We start from the raw sequence: 15,771 nt of genomic DNA on the forward strand, positions 1-15,771 counted from the left end.
AGCAAAAAAAAAATCGACCTATTTGGTCGATTTTTTTGGTTTTAATAACATCGCATTAGGGTATTTGACCCTTACCTCATTAAATTTTCGCTCGGCGTCTAATTTCGAAGTAAACCTGCCAACTCTAACACGGTATGTTGGTGAGTCGAAATCTATTTTTGAAACTAGATCAGGGAAGTCTTCTTCTACATTTGCTTTAATTTCTTTTGCTTTTGCGTAATTACCAAAGCCAACCTGAATTCTATAGTATTCATTATTACTTAAAGAAGTTTTATAAACTTCTAACAGTTCGTCTATTTTTTGATCTTGCTGTATAGTCACTTTAGCACCTTGTGCGTAGGTAAAATGAGTAATACATGTAAAAATTACGAGGGTACTTAGTATTTTCATGATTTTTTTAGGGTTTTATTTTCCTTCATTGCAAAAGTAAATTATTAAGGTTCAAACAAATAAATCAATGTTTATTTAGAACATTTCTAAATTATAAATTATAGATACATTAACATTTTTCAAATAAAGTCTATGTCGTATTTTTGTCTCCGATTTAGGCATTTGGTGGATTTTAATTTGGTTTCATCTATGACCAAAATCATGCCAAGATTCCGATAGAAATATTCGATATATGAAAAAGGTTCCAAACCGAAATCAGTTTTCTAAAATTTTAGGTTTATCCCTAATTGCATTTTTGTTTTTTGCAAGTCCGTCAATAGCGCAGGATGATTCTGCTGCTGAACCTGCGGCTACTGAAGCCGAGGGTAGTGGAGATGCTAAAAAAGGTAAAGCTTTGTTCAACCAGAACTGTGCCGCTTGTCATGCGTTAAATCGTAAAATGACCGGTCCTGCGTTACAGAATGTGGAAAGCAGGTTAAGTGAAGAAGAAGGTTTAGATAGGGAGTGGTTGTATGCTTGGATTAAAAATAGTCCAGGTGTTATCAAGTCAGGTGATGCTTATGCTAACAAAGTGTATGCTGAGTATAACCAAGCTGCGATGACCGCTTTTCCTACATTGTCCAATAGTGATATTGATGATATTTTGGCTTACACGGCTGCACCGCCACCTGCTGCGCCTGCCGCTGCTGCTGGAAGTGCTGAAACCGCTGCTGGTGGATCGGCGAATTCATCAGGTATTTCCAATGAAATCATTCTTGGGGCGTTAGTGCTTGTATTTGGTTTGTTGGTTGTAATGTTGTTGTTGGTAAATAAAACTTTGCAACGTATAGCGCAAGCAAACGGAATTGTAGTTGAAAAAGCGGATGCTGCTAAAAGAACGCCTATTTGGAAAGCTTTTGCGCAAAATCAATTTTTGGTTCTGGTGACCGCAATAATATTGTTATTGGGTAGTGCTTATTTTGCTTATGGTTGGATGATGCAGGTGGGAGTTGACCAAGGGTATGCTCCAATACAGCCAATTCATTATTCGCATAAGATCCACGCAGGTGATAATAAGATAGAATGTAAATATTGTCACTCTTCTGCAAGGGTTTCAAAGACATCTGGAATTCCTTCGTTGAACGTTTGTATGAATTGTCATAAATCAATTTATGAGTATACGGGTAATCCAGAAGGTCCATCTCAAGAAGATTTGGAGAACGGTTATACTAATGATTTTTACACTGGTGAGATAAAGAAGTTGTATAAAGCGGTTGGCTGGGATGAGCAAAACCAAAAGTATACAGGTGAAAGTCAACCAGTAGAATGGGTTCGTATTCATAACTTACCTGATTTCGCTTATTTTAATCACTCACAACACGTTTCGGTTGCTGGGGTTGAGTGTCAAACTTGTCACGGTCCTGTAGAGGAAATGGAAATTATGTATCAGTATTCTCCATTAACTATGGGTTGGTGTATTGATTGTCATAGAGAGACCAATGTTAAGGTCGAAGGCAATGAGTACTATGAGAAAATTCATGCTGAGCTTTCTAAAAAGTACGGTGTGGAGAATTTAACAGCAGCACAGTTAGGTGGTCTGGAATGTGGTAAGTGTCACTATTAATAATAATTTAAGAAGCTAATTACAGATAATACGTATGGCATCAAACAAAAAGTATTGGAAGAACGAAGCGGAGTTAAATCCTAACGATTCCATTGTTGAGGCGCTTAAGCAGAATGAATTTGTGGAGCAGATTCCTGTTGATGATTTCTTGGGTGATAAGGAAACATTGTCTTCTACAAATACAAATCGTAGAGATTTTTTAAAGTATGTTGGGTTTAGTACCGCAGCAGCTTCTTTGGCGGCATGTGAAGGACCGGTTGTAAAATCTATTCCTTATGTGGTTTTGCCAGAAAATATAGTTCCTGGGGTTGCTAATTATTATGCAACAACAATCGCAAATGGTTTTGATTTTGCAAGTATATTGATAAAAACACGCGAAGGTCGTCCTATTAAAGTTGAGAATAACACTTTGGCTAAAATAGGTGGTACGGCAAATGCTAGAGTTCAAGGTTCTGTACTTTCTCTATATGATAGTACCAGATTGCAAGGGCCTTTGGCAAACGGCGAACCTGTTGAGTGGGATGTCTTAAAAGCTACGGTGAAATCTAAGCTGGGTGCATTAAAAGGCTCTTCTAAGAAAATTGCTGTGTTGACTCAGACTTACGCTAGTCCATCAACGGATCGTTTAATGTCGGATTTGGTGGCGGCAAATGAAAATGTAGTTCATGTTACTTATGATGCGATTTCTGAAGATGCGGCTTTAACTGCTTTTGAAAATAAGTATGGTGAGAGAGCTTTAGCTGATTATGACTTTGAAAAAGCTGAAGTAATTGTTTCTTTCGGTGCGGACTTTATTGCAGATTGGCAAGGAGGAGGATATGATGCGGCCTATTCTAGAGGTAGAGTTCCAACGAACGGTAAAATGTCTAGGCATATACAGGTAGAGGCAAATATGTCTTTGACAGGTGCAAACGCTGATAAGCGTGTAGCTATGAAACCAAGTGTTCAGAAAGTTGTTTTAGCTAAGCTGTACGGTAAGTTAAATGGAACTTCTGTTGGCGGTAATACATCTGAATATGATGCTTTAGTTGATTCTATTGCTGCTGAAATTAAGAAGGCAGGTTCAAATGCTGTTGTTGTAACTGGTTTGGATGATGTTAACGCACAGTCGGTAGTATTGGCTATCAATGAAATGTTGGGTAGTAAAGCGTACGACGCTTCGGCTCCTAAATATATAAGAAAAGGTAGTGTTAAGGCTGTAAATGCCTTAATTTCAGATATGAAAGCGGGTAGAGTGGGAGCTTTGTTAATAGACGGAGTTAATCCAATGTATTCTCTTCCAAATGCTGAAGATTTTAAAGAAGGTCTTACTAAAGTTGATCTTAGTGTAGCTTTCTCCACAAATTGGAATGAAACTACAGAGGCTGTACAGTACGTTGGTGCTTCTAATCATTATTTAGAGTCTTGGGGTGATCTTCAGGTTAAGAAAGGTCATTTCAGTTTAATGCAGCCTACAATTAAAGAATTATTCGATACTAAGCAGTTTCAGTCAGTGATTTTAGAATTACTGGGAAGCGAGCAGACGTATTATGATTATATAAAAGAAACTTGGACTTCAAGTGTGCTTAACGGTGCAAGTTGGAACCAAGCATTGCAAGATGGTGTTTTTAGTGCCGATACGATGGTTGTTGGTGTTGAGGGTGCTGTTCAGAATGTTAGTATTGCAGAAGATGATGTAGAGGTGGTGTCTAACACCTCATTGGCATCCGCTGTACGTAGTTTGGCTAATACTACTAGTGAGGGTATGGAGCTTACGCTTTACTCTAAAGTTGGTATGGGTGATGGTCAGCAGGCAAGTAACCCTTGGTTGCAAGAGTTTCCTGATCCAATTACAAGGGTTTCTTGGGATAACTACGTTACCGTTTCAAAAGCAGATGCTGCTGAATTGGGTGTTGAGAATGTAAATGTTGCTAACGGCGGTATGGATGGTAGCTATGTAAAGCTTACCGTTAACGGTGTTAGTCTTGATAAAGTTCCTGTTGTTGTTCAGCCAGGACAGGCAAAAGGAACGGTTGGTCTTTCTTTCGGTTATGGTAAAACTGTAGGTTTGAAAGAGGATATGCAAACAGGTGTTAATGCCTTCAAATTATATGATGGTTTTAGTAACATACAATCTGTAAGTGTAGAGAAAGTTGCAGGTAATCATGAGTTTGCTTGTATTCAATTGCATAAAACCCTAATGGGTAGAGGTGATATCATTAAAGAAACTACTTTAGAGATATTCAATACAAAGGATCATGCCGAGTGGAATGAAGTGCCGGTAGTATCATTGGATCACCAAGAAGTACCTGCAACATCTGTTGATTTGTGGGATAGCTTTGATCGTAGTATCGGACATCATTTTAATATGTCTATCGATTTAAATGCTTGTACTGGTTGTGGGTCTTGTGTTATTGCTTGTCATGCAGAGAATAATGTGCCTGTAGTAGGTAAAGCCGAAGTTAGAAAATCAAGAGATATGCACTGGTTGCGTATTGATAGATATTATTCTTCAGAAGAAACTTTTGAAGGCGATAATGCCAAAAAAGATGGATTTGATGGCTTGTCTGGCGACAATGGTTCATTAGGAGGCTTTGGTGAGTTAGAAGATCCTTCTGCTAATCCTCAGGTTGCTTTTCAGCCGGTAATGTGTCAGCACTGTAATCATGCACCTTGTGAAACTGTATGTCCTGTTGCGGCAACTTCACATGGTAGGCAAGGTCAGAATCAAATGGCTTATAACAGATGTGTTGGTACTAGATATTGTGCAAACAACTGTCCTTATAAAGTACGTAGATTTAATTGGTTCTTATATAACAACAACGACGAATTTGATTTCCATATGAACAATGATTTGGGTAAAATGGTATTGAACCCAGATGTTAATGTTCGTTCTAGAGGTGTTATTGAAAAATGTTCTATGTGTATTCAAAAAACACAAAAGACTATTTTGGATGCTAAAAGAGATGGTCGTGTTATTGAGGATGGAGAATTCCAAACAGCTTGTTCTTCTGCATGTAGTAATGGTGCCATAGTATTTGGTGATGTGAACGATGAGAAGAGTAAAGTATCAGAATTAAAAAAGAGTGACCGTATGTATCATTTATTGGAGCATGTAGGTACTCAACCAAATGTTTTCTATCACGTTAAGGTTAGAAACACCAATGAAGCATAAACAATAGTAGAAAGTAATTATAACAAAAGTCTATGGCGTCGCATTACGAAGCACCTATACGTAAACCCCTAGTAACTGGAGACAAAGGCTACCACGATGTAACTGTGGATATAGCTGCTCCTGTGGAAGGCAGAGCTAACAAGCACTGGTGGATAGTTTTTTCCATTGCCTTAGTGGCATTTCTTTGGGGAGTAGGTTGTATTATTTATACGGTCTCTACCGGTATCGGTACTTGGGGTCTTAACAAATCTGTAAACTGGGCTTGGGATATTACCAACTTCGTTTGGTGGGTAGGTATCGGTCATGCCGGAACTCTTATTTCTGCGGTACTATTATTGTTCCGTCAAAAATGGAGAATGGCGATTAACCGTTCTGCTGAGGCAATGACTATTTTCTCGGTTGTTCAAGCAGGGTTGTTTCCAATTATCCACATGGGTCGTCCATGGTTGGCATACTGGGTACTTCCTATTCCGAATCAATTTGGTTCGTTATGGGTAAACTTCAACTCTCCACTTCTTTGGGATGTATTTGCAATATCAACATATTTATCTGTTTCATTGGTATTCTGGTGGACAGGTCTTCTTCCTGATTTCGCAATGATTCGTGATAGAGCGGTGTTGCCTTTCCAGAAGAAAATATACAGTCTGTTAAGTTTTGGATGGAGTGGTCGTGCTAAAGATTGGCAACGATTTGAAGAGGTATCTTTAGTACTTGCAGGTCTTGCAACTCCACTTGTACTTTCTGTACATACCATCGTATCTTTTGACTTTGCTACTTCGGTAATACCAGGTTGGCATACAACTATATTCCCTCCGTACTTCGTTGCGGGTGCAATTTTCTCTGGTTTCGCAATGGTAAACACGCTGTTGATTATCATGAGAAAAGTGTGTCACTTAGAAAATTATATTACAGTTCAACACATAGAGTTAATGAACATCGTTATAATGTTAACGGGTTCAATAGTTGGTTGTGCTTACATTACTGAGTTGTTTATGGCATGGTATTCAGGTGTTGAATACGAACAGTATGCGTTTTTAAATAGAGCAACCGGACCTTACTGGTGGGCATATTGGTCAATGATGACTTGTAATGTATTCTCTCCGCAGTTTATGTGGTTCAAGAAATTAAGAACTAGTATTATGTTCTCTTTCTTCATTTCAATTGTTGTAAACATTGGAATGTGGTTCGAAAGATTTGTAATTATAGTAACATCATTGCACAGAGATTATCTTCCATCATCATGGACAATGTTCTCTCCAACTTTCGTTGATATTGGTATCTTTATTGGTACTATCGGTTTCTTCTTTGTATTGTTCTTATTATATTCTAGAACGTTCCCTGTAATTGCTCAGGCAGAGGTGAAATCTATTTTGAAATCATCAGGAGAAAAATACAAGGTTTTAAGAGATGCAGGTAAGCCTTTATATCAAATTTCAACAACACAAGTTAAAATAAAAGAACCTATTACCGACGATGTAGTTATGGGTGAGGTTGTACCTTCTGTAGGTGATAAAGTTGGAGTCTCTGATTTATTGAGTGCTGTGGGTACGTTTGATCCTGCAACACAAGAGGCTGATGATTTGAAGAAAGTTAAAGGTATAGGACCTCAAATGGAGGCTACTTTGAACGAGATAGGAATTTATACATTTGCTCAAGTCGCTAGAATGACCGAAAGTGAGTATAATTTATTAGATTCTATAACAGGTTCTTTCCCAGGTAGAGCACAACGTGATGACTGGGCAGGACAAGCATCAATATTATTAAATAACAAAAGATAAATATGGCATCTAAAGTTATACATGCTTTTTACGACGATGATGATGTGCTAATGCTTGCCGTTAAAAAGGTTAAAGCGGCAAAGCTTCATATTGAAGAGGTTTATTGTCCTTTTCCGGTTCACGGACTTGATAAGGCTATGGGTTTAGCTCCTACTAGAATCGCTATTACGGCTTTTTTATATGGCTGTGTAGGTTTAACGGTTGCGGTTTTAATGATGAACTTTATCATGATCGAAGATTGGCCTCAAGATATAGGTGGTAAACCAAGTTTTAGCTATCTAGAGAATATGCCGGCTTTTGTTCCTATTATGTTTGAATTAACGGTTTTCTTTGCTGCACACCTTATGGTAATTACTTTTTACCTAAGAAGTAGATTGTGGCCTTTTAAAGAAGCTGAAAATCCTGATGTAAGAACAACGGATGATCATTTTTTAATGGAGATCGAAATCCATGACAACGAGCAAGAATTAAGAGATTTATTAATGAATACTGGTGCAGTAGAAATTAGTATATCAGAAAAAAACAGTCATTAAATATGAACAGTTTTAAGAAATTAGCATTAATATTCGGTGTAGCTATTGTGGCAACTTCTTGCCAAGACGATAGTGTTCCTAATTATCAGTATATGCCTAATATGTATGAGTCCGTAGGTTATGAGGCTTATAGTGAGGCAGATTTTTTACCAAACCAGTCCGAAGCTTTATTGCCACCGGCGAATACGATTAATAGAGGTTGGTTGCCTTATGAAATAGAAAATTCTCCTGAGGGTAAAGAATTGGCTAGATTGCAATCTAGTCCATTAGATTCTATGAACGTAGAAACTAATTTGGCAAAAGGAGGTCAGTTATATACAATATATTGTGCTATCTGTCATGGTGATAAAGGAGATGGGCAAGGTACACTTGTAAAAAGAGAAAAAATATTAGGTGTTCCAAGTTATGCCGACCCGGTAAGGAACTTGACTGTTGGATCTGCGTATTACACAATTCATTACGGATTGAATTCGATGGGGTCTTATGCTTCTCAAATGAATACCGAAGAGATGTGGCAAGTGTCGGAATATGTAATGAAATTGAAACAAGATTTAACCAAATAATAGGTAAGCAATACTATGTATACGTTTTCAAATAGACTAAAAATAGCTTCCATAGTTCTAATGATAGTAGGTGCATTAGGAATTATCGGCGGATTTGTTATGGCTCCTGGAACTATAGCAGAAGCGAAAGAAATGGTAGCAAGTCATGATGAAGGTCATGGTGATGCGCATGGAGCTGAAGCAGAACACGCAACTAATGAGAATGATCATGCTGTTGCAGATAGTCATGGTGAAAGTCACGATGCTTCTCATGATCAACATTTGTTGGATCAGTTAAAGAATAGACCTTGGTCTGCGCTTTATGTGGCGGCTTTCTTTTTTATGATGATATCTCTTGGTGTATTAGCATTTTATGCAATACAAAGAGCGGCACAAGCGGGTTGGTCACCATTATTATTTAGAGTAATGGAAGGTATAACTGCTTATCTTGTTCCTGGTGGAATTATAGTGTTTGTAATACTGTTGCTATCTGTTTTGCATATGAACCATTTATTTATATGGATGGATGCCGATGTTGTTGCGCATGATCATTTGTTACAAGGTAAAGCTGGTTATTTAAACCCAACTTTCTTCTTAATAAGAGCTGCTATCTTTTTAGCAGGTTGGATTGGGTATAGAGAATACTCTAGAAGATTATCTTTAGCTCAAGATGATTCTGATGATAATTCTAATTTTAAATTGAATTTCAGAATATCTGCAGCTTTCTTGGTTTTCTATCTAATTTCTGAATCAATCATGTCTTGGGACTGGATCATGAGTGTAGAACCACACTGGTTTAGTACTTTGTTCGGTTGGTATATATTTGCGAGTATGTTCGTATCTGGTATAACAGTTATCGCTATGGTAACTATTTATTTAAAGTCTAAAGGACTTTTGCCAGATGTTAACGATAGTCATATTCATGATTTAGCGAAATTTATGTTCGGTATCAGCATCTTTTGGACATATCTTTGGTTCTCACAGTTCATGTTGATATGGTATTCTAACATACCGGAAGAGGTTACTTATTATGTAACTAGAATAGCTGACTATAAACTTCCATTCTTTGGTATGGTTGCCATGAACTTTTTGTTTCCGGTATTATTACTGATGAATAGTGATTATAAGAGAATAAACTGGTTTGTTGTATTAACGGGTATTGTAATATTGGCAGGTCATTATATGGATATCTTTAACGCCATTATGCCTTCAACGGTTGGTGAAAATTGGTACATTGGTATCCCTGAAATAGGTTCTGTAATGTTTTTCGCTGGGTTCTTCATATTCTGGGTATTCAGAGCACTATCAACGGCACCTTTGCAACCAAAAAGAAATCCATTTATTGAAGAAAGTAGAAACTTTCACTATTAATAGATTAGTAAGTAAAGTATAACATTTATATATACGATGACGACATTATTGACTTTAGCTGTTCTTGTTCTTGTAGCGATTGCCATTTGGCAGTTGACTAAAATCTTCGAATTATCACAGCTTAAAACTAGTAAGTACGAGATAGCTACTGATGCTGATAATAAGAATAACGGTTACATGTTATTTGGATTCTTGGTTTTCATTTACGGAATTACCATTTTCAGTTTTTGGAAGTACGGTAAGTTCTTATTACCTGAAGCGGGTTCTGCACATGGTGAAGAATATGACAACTTAATGTTGGTTTCTTTCATTATCATATTTATCGTTCAGACCATAACACAGGCGTTGCTTCATTATTTTGGTTATAAGTACGCAGGTAAAGAAGGGCAGAAAGCATTGTTCTATGCCGATAATGATCGTTTAGAGTTTATCTGGACAATTATTCCGGTAATTGTATTAGCTGGACTTATCTTATGGGGTCTTTATACTTGGACAACAATTATGGATGTAAATGATGAAGATGATCCATTAATTGTTGAATTATATGCTCAACAGTTTAAATGGTCTGCTAGATATGGCGGTGATGATAACGTACTAGGTGGAGCAAATGTTAGAATGATAGATATCGACAAAGCAAATATCCTAGGTTTGGATGAAGCCGATACTTATGCACATGATGATGTTATCGTTAATGAATTGCATTTACCAGTCGGTAGAAAAGTAAACTTTAAAATGCGATCTCAAGATGTATTGCATTCAGCTTATATGCCACATTTTAGAGCACAAATGAACTGTGTGCCAGGTATGATAACTGAGTTTTCATTTACTCCAATATATACTACTGAAGAAATGAGAACTAATCCAGATGTTATGGATAAAGTTAAAAGAACCAATAAAATTAGAGCTGAGAAATCAGCTTCTGGCGAAGAGGCTTTAGATCCATGGCAATTCGATTACATATTGCTATGTAATAAAATATGTGGTAAATCTCACTATAACATGCAAATGAAAATTATAGTGGAGACCGAAGAGGAATATAATGAATGGATGAAGAGTCAGTCTACATTTGCTGAAACAGTAATGAAAGATGAAAGTAGCCCAGAGGTACACTCATTAAGCGCAGTAACAGTAGGAGAGTAATCTTTTATTCTCAATTCATTTTTAGCTATTTAAAGAAAATTAATAAAAAATAAGATTTCGATTATGTCAGCAACAGCACATGCACATGTAGATGATCACGCACACGACGATCATGGACATCATCATAAAGAAACTTTTGTAACAAAGTATATCTTTAGCCAAGACCATAAAATGATTGCGAAGCAATATTTTATAATGGGTGTTTTGGTAATGGGTTTCATCGGTATTGCAATGTCATTATTGTTTAGAATGCAATTGGCTTGGCCGGGTGAGTCTTTTCCAATATTTGAAGCATTATTAGGTAAATGGGCTCCTGGAGGAGTTATGGATGCTGATGTTTATCTTGCCTTGGTTACCATGCATGGTACTATCATGGTATTCTTTGTACTTACCCAAGGGTTAAGTGGTACTTTTAGTAACCTTTTGATTCCGCTACAGATTGGTGCACGCGATATGGCATCGGGCTTCTTGAACATGGTATCTTTTTGGATGTTCTTCGTATCAAGTATTATAATGATTATTTCATTGTTTGTTGAAGCTGGTCCAGCTGCAGCAGGTTGGACAATTTATCCACCGTTGAGTGCATTACCAATGGCTCAACCTGGTTCAGGTATGGGTATGACTTTATGGTTGGTGTCTATGGCAATATTTATTGCCTCTTCATTAATTGGTTCTTTGAATTACATTGTAACAGTAATTAACCTAAGAACGAAAGGGATGTCTATGACTAGATTACCTTTAACTATTTGGGCATTTTTTATTACTGCTATTATTGGTGTAATTTCTTTCCCAGTATTATTGTCAGCGGCATTATTGTTAATAATGGATAGAAGTTTTGGAACATCTTTCTTTTTATCGGATATTTTCATTCAAGGTGAAGTATTACATTATCAAGGTGGTTCACCGGTTTTATTTGAACACTTATTTTGGTTCTTAGGTCACCCTGAAGTTTATATTGTATTGTTACCTGCATTAGGTATTACTTCAGAGGTAATGTCTACCAATGCCCGAAAGCCAATTTTTGGTTATCGTGCAATGATTGCCTCTATTATGGCAATTGCATTCTTATCAACGATTGTATGGGGTCACCACATGTTTATTTCAGGTATGAATCCTTTCCTAGGATCTGTGTTTACCTTTACTACATTGTTGATTGCAATACCATCTGCGGTAAAAGCATTTAATTATATTACTACGTTATGGAAGGGTAACCTTCAATTGAATCCGGCAATGTTGTTTTCAATTGGTTTGGTATCTACCTTTATTACTGGTGGTTTAACTGGTATTGTTCTAGGGGATAGTACCTTGGATATTAATGTTCATGATACCTATTTCGTAGTAGCTCACTTCCACTTGGTAATGGGTATATCTGCTTTATATGGTCTTTTTGCAGGTGTTTATCATTGGTTCCCAAAAATGTTTGAAGGAAAGTTGATGAATAAAAATCTTGGCTATGTTCACTTTTGGGTAACAGCGGTTTGTGCCTATGGGGTTTTCTTCCCAATGCACTTTGTTGGTATGGCTGGTGTTCCAAGAAGATATTATGAAAATACGGCTTTTCCAATGTTCGATGAATTAACCGATATTCAAGTATTGATGACAGTCTTTGCTATTATTGCAGCAGCTGCTCAGTTGGTATTCGTGGCTAACTTTATTTATAGCATGTTCTACGGTAAAGTAGGTCCTAAGAATCCATGGAAATCTAATACTTTAGAGTGGACAACCGACCAGAAACACGTTCATGGTAATTGGGATGGTCCTATTCCTGAAGTTCATAGATGGGCATATGATTATAGTAAAGTGTACGAGAACGGAGAGTACATTATCTCTGGTCAAGATTTTGTGCCTCAGCATATTCCACTACAGGAAAATGAAGAAGAGTTAAATCATTAAAATACATTATAATTTTTTTAAAAGCCCAACTATACTTAGTTGGGCTTTTTTTGTAAAGCTCTTAAGATATTACTAAGTTGTTCTATTATTGCATAAATTTAAATACCTTCAATTTTTAAATATTGTTATCTATGAAAAAGTTCGCCATTCTGTTTGTAGCTTTAATTGTGGGAGTTACCACTTATTCTCAACGTAAGCCAAAAATAAAAGGTAATAGAAATGTGGTGGAGTTGCGTGAGGATCTGGAACCATTTTATGGTATTGAATTGGTCGATGATTTGGATATCGTACTCCAAAAAGCTTCACAAGAAGGTTATGCTCTTGAATTAGACGATAATCTTGTAGATGTACTAAAGTTCAATGTAGATAACGGAGTATTGAAAATCTCATCCTTTTACAATATCACTTCTAAGAAAAAATTGGAGATTACTATCTTTTTCCAAGAATTAAGTAGCGTTAAGATGTTGAATGGTAAAATAAGTATGAAAGATGTTATATCTACAGATAAACTGAGAGTTCAAACCTTAGGGACCTCTAGATTGGAGTTGAATGCAACCGCAGACGTCATCGATATTAACATGGAGGAAATAAGTTCTGGCGATTTTAATTTGGCTAGTGATTCTTTAAATATTGTTTTAAAAGACAGAATTGATGTTAAATTATATACCACGGGGGCCAGTAATAATATTTATATGTACAAGAATGCTTCTGCTAAAGTTGAAGGTACCTCAGATTTTTTAATGGCAAAATTATACGGTAATAGTGCTCTAAAAGCATCAAACTTGCAATCTAACGACGTACTCGTGGTAGCTGAAGATTCACCTGATGTAGAGGTTCGAGCTTTAAACACATTGCAACTTAGTTCAAAAGGTGCTACTAGAACTAAGTTGTATGGTGATGCTGAGATAACTATTTTAGATTTTCTTGATACTTCTAGGTTAGAAAAAGAGAAAAATTAATTGGCAATTGGTGCGGTCAATAGATGTTCTGGAATACCAAAACCATCGATTAAAGTGTTTAAATGTGGTCTAAGTTCTGTACATAAACGTTCTACTCGCTGACGAATAGCTTTAGACTTTGTTCCACCAATATATCCTTGTTCCAAATACCATGACGCATCTTTTCTAATTTCCTGCAAAGCATGTAGCGTTCCTATTTTTTCAAATAGTTCTTTATGATTGGCATCAGTAATCGTTTCAGTATGCTCTAAGAACGATTTATAAGCCAATTCTGCGCTATAGGCCTTACCAAGTGTCATTAAGTGGGTTTGCACCTTTAAAAAGGCTTGGTAAGAAGGAATTCCCTTTTTGATATATCCCCTAATACGCATAGCCAAAGTATAGGTCAATCTATGCGTTCTATGCTCTAATGCGTGGATATGAAATTTAGGATTGTATAAATGATCTTTATCCGTTTTGTTGGTGTAAAGTGGATTAATGGTAGATAGTTTGTCACTTAATTGTGAGCTTAATAGTTTTAATACCGTCGAGAAACCGGCACTATTGAATTCTGCTTTAAAATCAGATAGTACTCCTTTTGCCGCTAATTGTAAAAGAACATTGTTGTCGCCCTCAAACGTGGTAAAAATATCTACATCACCTTTTAAGTCTGCAATTCGATTTTCTAACAGGTAACCCTTACCGCCACATGCTTCTCTACATTCTTGAATGGTGTCGTTAGCATACCAAGTTATGATGGATTTTAAACCGGCAACCTGTGTTTCAATTTTTCTCTTATCGGGTTGAGATTCATCACAATATAGAGCCATCATTTTATCTAAGGTAATATGATAAACATATGCGTTGGCAACAAGTGGGGTTAAACGCAATTGGTGAGAAGGGTAGTCCATTAGTAAGTCTTCTTGCACCTTTACACTATCATTAAATTGTCTTCTTTTTAAAGCATGCTTTATTGCCACTGTCAATGCAAATTTAGCACCACCCAGTCCTGCTCTTGCTACACAGATCCTACCGCCCACCAAAGTACCTAGCATGGTAAAGAATCTTTTGTTGGGGTTTTTAATTTCTGAGAAGTAATCACCATTTGCTAAAATAGTGCCGTACTTGTTTAGAAGGTTTTCTTTAGGAACCTCTACTTGGTTGAACCAGATTTTACCGTTATCAACTCCGTTGAGCCCAAGTTTGTAACCGTTGTCCTCTACGGTAATACCGGGTAATAATTCATGGTCCTTATTTCTCAATGGAACTAATATAGCATGAACTCCCTCGTTTTTTCCATTAACGATCAGTTGGGCAAAAACCGAAGCCATTTTAGAATGTATGGCATTGCCGATATATTCTTTATTGTCATTTTTACCTGGAGTGTGAATTACAATAGTTTCAGTGTCTTTATTGTAGGTAGCTGTTGTTTTAATACCACGTACGTTTGATCCATGACCGGTTTCGGTCATGGCAAAACATCCTAATAAATCTGCTTTCCCGGTTTTGGTCAAATATTTTTCATGGTGATTTTTGGTTCCTAGCTTTTGAATGCTACCTCCGAACAATCCAAATTGAACACCGAATTTTATGGTCAGACTTCCATCTGCCCATATCATGTTTTCGAATATATGGGCATAACCTTCCATATTGTTCGTGCCTCCATATTCTTTTGAATAAGCCATGGCGCCATATCCTTTTTCGGCTAGAAATTCTACTTGTTTTAAAACATGATTCCTAAATTCCTCTTTGTTACGACGAACTTGCCAAGAGAAAATAGGATCGTTCAAGGTGGCTCTAAATGTATTTATAGTATCGGCGTGTTTACCTTTGAGAATAATATCGATTTCTTTGGCTGAATATTGAGATGATTTTTTGTCCACATCAATATGTACATCAAATAGGTGATTGTAATGATTTGGCTGTATACCGAGGTTGATTTCAATATTTTTGATGCATTCATTAAATGGTATTTCACCATGATAGTGCGTAGCTACTTTTTCGCTAAAAGCGGTTAACGGATAGGTCTCGTGCTCCACCAACTTAACACCACTATTGATAATCAATTGTTTCCAAGTTTTGAATACGGAATTTTTAGGAGGATTTTTAACGTTCAACCATGATTTTAATAGTTTTTTATCTTCGGAAGACAAAGAGCTGTCATTGGAAATAGCATTCTCTGCAACATTGATTTCCGATGCTGATAATAGGTCGTCTGACCAAATAATATAGAATACGGGAATATATTGTAATACTGATGCGGTGTAATTTTCTATTGTCATGCCATGAAATTACAATTTTTACTTGATAATGAATTGAACTAGACGAGCATTAAATATTTTCATTTTTTAAACCTTGCTTGCATAATCAAGAAGTGTTATTTATTAGTTAAGAACATTTTTTTTGCTCTGATGAAAAATAGATTTAGA

The 15,771-nt window shown here is 36.6% G+C and carries 11 protein-coding genes; 9 read left to right on the top strand and 2 right to left on the bottom strand.

What is annotated here, in order from left to right:
• Nucleotides 1–18 precede the first annotated feature (18 nt).
• Entirely contained in the window at nt 19–390 is a 372-nt protein-coding gene (locus tag EXIGUO8A_RS09940) for an SPOR domain-containing protein (protein WP_159303007.1), read from the bottom strand.
• 232 nt (nt 391–622) lie between these two features.
• Here EXIGUO8A_RS09940 and EXIGUO8A_RS09945 point away from each other — a divergent pair, with 232 nt between their 5' ends.
• From EXIGUO8A_RS09945 to EXIGUO8A_RS09985, 9 genes are all read left to right on the top strand, one after another.
• Complete coding sequence (locus tag EXIGUO8A_RS09945; protein ID WP_159303008.1) at nt 623–1,993, top strand: c-type cytochrome; 1,371 nt, start codon at nt 623–625, stop codon at nt 1,991–1,993.
• A 34-nt stretch (nt 1,994–2,027) separates the two neighbouring features.
• A complete protein-coding gene (locus EXIGUO8A_RS09950; RefSeq protein WP_159303009.1) occupies nt 2,028–5,147 on the top strand; it encodes a TAT-variant-translocated molybdopterin oxidoreductase in 3,120 nt (1,039 codons plus the stop codon).
• A gap of 32 nt (nt 5,148–5,179) precedes the next feature.
• Nucleotides 5,180–6,925 (top strand): NrfD/PsrC family molybdoenzyme membrane anchor subunit, encoded by a 1,746-nt coding sequence (gene nrfD, locus EXIGUO8A_RS09955; protein ID WP_159303010.1) that lies wholly within the window; start codon nt 5,180–5,182, stop codon nt 6,923–6,925.
• A 2-nt stretch (nt 6,926–6,927) separates the two neighbouring features.
• Entirely contained in the window at nt 6,928–7,458 is a 531-nt protein-coding gene (locus EXIGUO8A_RS09960) for a DUF3341 domain-containing protein (protein WP_058103949.1), read from the top strand.
• A 2-nt stretch (nt 7,459–7,460) separates the two neighbouring features.
• Nucleotides 7,461–8,021, top strand: coding sequence for a c-type cytochrome (locus EXIGUO8A_RS09965; protein WP_159303011.1), 561 nt, complete (start codon nt 7,461–7,463; stop codon nt 8,019–8,021).
• 15 nt (nt 8,022–8,036) lie between these two features.
• A complete protein-coding gene (locus tag EXIGUO8A_RS09970) occupies nt 8,037–9,371 on the top strand; it encodes a quinol:cytochrome C oxidoreductase (RefSeq protein ID WP_159303012.1) in 1,335 nt (444 codons plus the stop codon).
• Nucleotides 9,372–9,407: 36 nt separating this feature from the next.
• The gene (locus EXIGUO8A_RS09975) at nt 9,408–10,511 is read left to right on the top strand and encodes a cytochrome c oxidase subunit II (RefSeq protein ID WP_159303013.1); all 1,104 of its coding nucleotides are present in this window, start codon (nt 9,408–9,410) and stop codon (nt 10,509–10,511) included.
• Nucleotides 10,512–10,574: 63 nt separating this feature from the next.
• Complete coding sequence (locus EXIGUO8A_RS09980; RefSeq protein WP_159303014.1) at nt 10,575–12,404, top strand: cytochrome c oxidase subunit I; 1,830 nt, start codon at nt 10,575–10,577, stop codon at nt 12,402–12,404.
• Nucleotides 12,405–12,535: 131 nt separating this feature from the next.
• Nucleotides 12,536–13,363, top strand: a complete 828-nt coding sequence (locus tag EXIGUO8A_RS09985; RefSeq protein WP_159303015.1) for a GIN domain-containing protein — start codon at nt 12,536–12,538, stop codon at nt 13,361–13,363.
• Here the strand turns inward: EXIGUO8A_RS09985 and EXIGUO8A_RS09990 are convergent.
• Nucleotides 13,360–15,624: an acyl-CoA dehydrogenase family protein gene (locus EXIGUO8A_RS09990; protein ID WP_159303016.1), complete on the bottom strand. Its 2,265-nt coding sequence runs from the start codon at nt 15,622–15,624 to the stop codon at nt 13,360–13,362. The two genes, EXIGUO8A_RS09985 and EXIGUO8A_RS09990, sit on opposite strands and share 4 nt — an antisense overlap.
• Between the last annotated feature and the right edge of the window lie 147 nt (nt 15,625–15,771).

It is taken from the genome of Maribacter litoralis (assembly GCF_902506355.1).
In the GTDB taxonomy this organism is placed as follows: Bacteria; Bacteroidota; Bacteroidia; order Flavobacteriales; family Flavobacteriaceae; genus Maribacter; species Maribacter litoralis.

Excerpts from the sequence above, each read along its gene's own strand:
- EXIGUO8A_RS09940 (WP_159303007.1), bottom strand. The coding sequence starts at position 390 with ATGAAAATACTAAGTACCCTCGTAATTTTTACATGTATTACTCATTTT.
- EXIGUO8A_RS09945 (WP_159303008.1), top strand. The coding sequence starts at position 623 with ATGAAAAAGGTTCCAAACCGAAATCAGTTTTCTAAAATTTTAGGTTTA.
- EXIGUO8A_RS09950 (WP_159303009.1), top strand. The coding sequence starts at position 2,028 with ATGGCATCAAACAAAAAGTATTGGAAGAACGAAGCGGAGTTAAATCCT.
- nrfD (WP_159303010.1), top strand. The coding sequence starts at position 5,180 with ATGGCGTCGCATTACGAAGCACCTATACGTAAACCCCTAGTAACTGGA.
- EXIGUO8A_RS09960 (WP_058103949.1), top strand. The coding sequence starts at position 6,928 with ATGGCATCTAAAGTTATACATGCTTTTTACGACGATGATGATGTGCTA.
- EXIGUO8A_RS09965 (WP_159303011.1), top strand. The coding sequence starts at position 7,461 with ATGAACAGTTTTAAGAAATTAGCATTAATATTCGGTGTAGCTATTGTG.
- EXIGUO8A_RS09970 (WP_159303012.1), top strand. The coding sequence starts at position 8,037 with ATGTATACGTTTTCAAATAGACTAAAAATAGCTTCCATAGTTCTAATG.
- EXIGUO8A_RS09975 (WP_159303013.1), top strand. The coding sequence starts at position 9,408 with ATGACGACATTATTGACTTTAGCTGTTCTTGTTCTTGTAGCGATTGCC.
- EXIGUO8A_RS09980 (WP_159303014.1), top strand. The coding sequence starts at position 10,575 with ATGTCAGCAACAGCACATGCACATGTAGATGATCACGCACACGACGAT.
- EXIGUO8A_RS09985 (WP_159303015.1), top strand. The coding sequence starts at position 12,536 with ATGAAAAAGTTCGCCATTCTGTTTGTAGCTTTAATTGTGGGAGTTACC.
- EXIGUO8A_RS09990 (WP_159303016.1), bottom strand. The coding sequence starts at position 15,624 with ATGACAATAGAAAATTACACCGCATCAGTATTACAATATATTCCCGTA.